The sequence below is a fragment of the Pseudoalteromonas sp. MBR-15 genome, assembly GCF_053628915.1.
Map to the genome: position 1 here is coordinate 1 of NZ_JBRJHH010000029.1, position 2,205 is coordinate 2,205.

The following is a 2,205-nucleotide window of genomic DNA, read 5'->3' on the forward strand; positions in this document are numbered from 1 at the left end:
GACCACATCATTATAATGCTGGTTTAGCGCCGAATGAATCTGAGGTTAGATATCAAGATTCTAAAACTGTGGCCAAAATTAGTTGACCACTACACCATGCGAAAGCGTTAATGAGGAATGAAAAGTTTCTCTTTGAGCAACTAAGCTTTGATGACCCTTTATCAGGAGAATGCACCTTAGCATGCTCTGGTTCAGTGGCGTTACTACTTTACCCAAGGTTATTACCACTTCAAAATCAACATCCCAACATTCACATTAATATTAAAGCAGCCCCTAATCATCAAATTTTGGCTGATATCAAAAACGGACATATTGACCAAGGAATTGTGACCAATATACCCAATGAAAGTTTCTTTGATTTTGAAGTGCTTGGCAAAGAAGAGCTGTGTTTGATTTTGCCCCAAAAAGCTAATGTTAATAATAGCTGGGAGCGATTATTTTCAGAGTTAGGGCTAATCAATCATCCAGATGCCGAACATTATTTGTCTTTGTATTTTAAGCAATCATTAGAACAAGAATTAACACAACTAGATGTTAGCAAAATTCCTGTTGTCGGTTCAATTAACCAAATTAGCCAAATCTTAGAACCAATCGCTCAAGGCATTGGCTTTACCGTATTACCCAAAAGTGCCGTTGACAGTTTTTATCTCCCTAAACGTTTAAAGGTTTTCAAACCTAAACAACCAGTAATAGAAAGTTTATATTTGGTCTGTAAAAAAAACAGAGTATTACCTGCTCGTTATAATACCTTTAATTCAATCATTCGGCAGACATGGGCTTAGATTCGCTATTCACTCAAAGCCAATATGGAGCATTTACTTAAGTGGTTTTTGGACAAAAATAAATTAGAGTATTTATTCGGTAACGCCCGCATAATAGGCGGATTAAGCTTGGCTAAAATTAGCGAAGAATGAGCGTCAGCAAAGCTATAGACGTCCCACCTATAATTGCCTTGTTAGGTGTACCTTATTGACTGTACTTGAATTTCCCTAACTCTTTTGCTTCAGTAACTGCTTCAACACCATCATCCAAAAGTATTTTACCCAATATTTCCTTACTTCTTTTCGCTGCCATTTTCGAATATTTGTTGCCAATTTTTTCAGCGACGTAACACCACGAATAAGCTTCTATTAAATCCAAAATTTCTTTTGTAGTTGATAAGGAAACACATAACCCGAAAGGGGCAAGCTCATATTTGAATTTTGCTGATTCAAGCATGAATTCTAAACCCAATTTAGGATTAAACTCATTTCTTTCTTCTTTGAATAATTCAGTGCCAATAACAAACAATTGTTCTGGTGTGTATTGACTCTTATCTATTGCAAATACATTCAATGAAGTTATACACAAAGCAAGAAATATGCACGGTCTCATTGGTACTCCTAACGCCTTTAGCAGGCGCGCCGCTTTTTTGCGTCGCTTGCCTAAACTTGTTAAGAGCTACTTGGCACATACTCTTGCCAAAGCAACTCGAATTGTTTTTTTGATATTGCTTTTCCCTTGAACTCTTCTTGAGAGTTTATTTCTTTTAAGGGCGGCACAACATCAATACCTAGTCTCGTATTGGGGCTTTCTATTGATTTGAAAGCATAGCCAACCGAGCCATCAGGAAAGAACTCCAATTTTCTTGTTTCGTAGTCATCTGGCCCAGTTTCAGAAATAAGCCTCGTAGGTACATCACTGAAATCATGCTTCCATTCTACTTCTATGTATCTCATAGGCTCTTCACACTTTAATAGTGCGCAAATCGCGTATATTTCTACCACACAACTACTCACTCTTATCATTATTACATTTTTATCAAATTAGCTAACCTTTTGCTAGCTAACAAAATATTTTTAGTTTGGTAAAGTGGTCTGATGACAAATATGCGCTAATTGCTTATTTTTCTGAATATAGAGGAAAGTTGTAAATTCTAAATATAAAAATGTATCAAAAGAAAATATTCAATGTCCGCTCATAACAGACTTTTAAAGCAATTACTCTAACTCATCTAGGGACATTATAGTGTTAGAAAATTTACCGCGCCTATTTGTTACAGCTATCAAAACCAATAAAAAAAGAGTAAAGCTTTCACTTTACTCTTTTTCATATATATCAATAATCTTGTTAGCTCGTAGCTCGTAGCTCGTAGCTCGTAGCTCGTAGCTCGTAGCTCGTAGCTCGTAGCTCGTAGCTCGTAGCTCGTAGCTCGTAGCTCGTAGC

Annotated in this window: 3 protein-coding genes; 1 reads left to right on the plus strand and 2 read right to left on the minus strand. The window is 36.5% G+C overall.

The window, feature by feature from the left end; genetic code table 11:
• Window positions 1-110: 110 nt before the first annotated feature.
• Window positions 111-782, plus strand: coding sequence for a substrate-binding domain-containing protein (locus ACSSVW_RS20280; protein WP_454180073.1), 672 nt, complete (start codon window positions 111-113; stop codon window positions 780-782).
• Between the two features lie 184 nt (window positions 783-966).
• Here the strand turns inward: ACSSVW_RS20280 and ACSSVW_RS20285 are convergent, their stop codons facing one another.
• On the minus strand, window positions 967-1,374 hold the full coding sequence (locus tag ACSSVW_RS20285) for a hypothetical protein (RefSeq protein ID WP_454180074.1): 408 nt from the start codon (window positions 1,372-1,374) through the stop codon (window positions 967-969).
• 59 nt (window positions 1,375-1,433) lie between these two features.
• Complete coding sequence (locus tag ACSSVW_RS20290) at window positions 1,434-1,718, minus strand: DUF6881 domain-containing protein (protein WP_454180075.1); 285 nt, start codon at window positions 1,716-1,718, stop codon at window positions 1,434-1,436.
• Between the last annotated feature and the right edge of the window lie 487 nt (window positions 1,719-2,205).

Bases quoted from the DNA above. Each gene is read 5' to 3' on its own strand.
- ACSSVW_RS20280 (WP_454180073.1), top strand. From the start codon at position 111: ATGAGGAATGAAAAGTTTCTCTTTGAGCAACTAAGCTTTGATGACCCT.
- ACSSVW_RS20285 (WP_454180074.1), bottom strand. From the start codon at position 1,374: ATGAGACCGTGCATATTTCTTGCTTTGTGTATAACTTCATTGAATGTA.
- ACSSVW_RS20290 (WP_454180075.1), bottom strand. From the start codon at position 1,718: ATGAGATACATAGAAGTAGAATGGAAGCATGATTTCAGTGATGTACCT.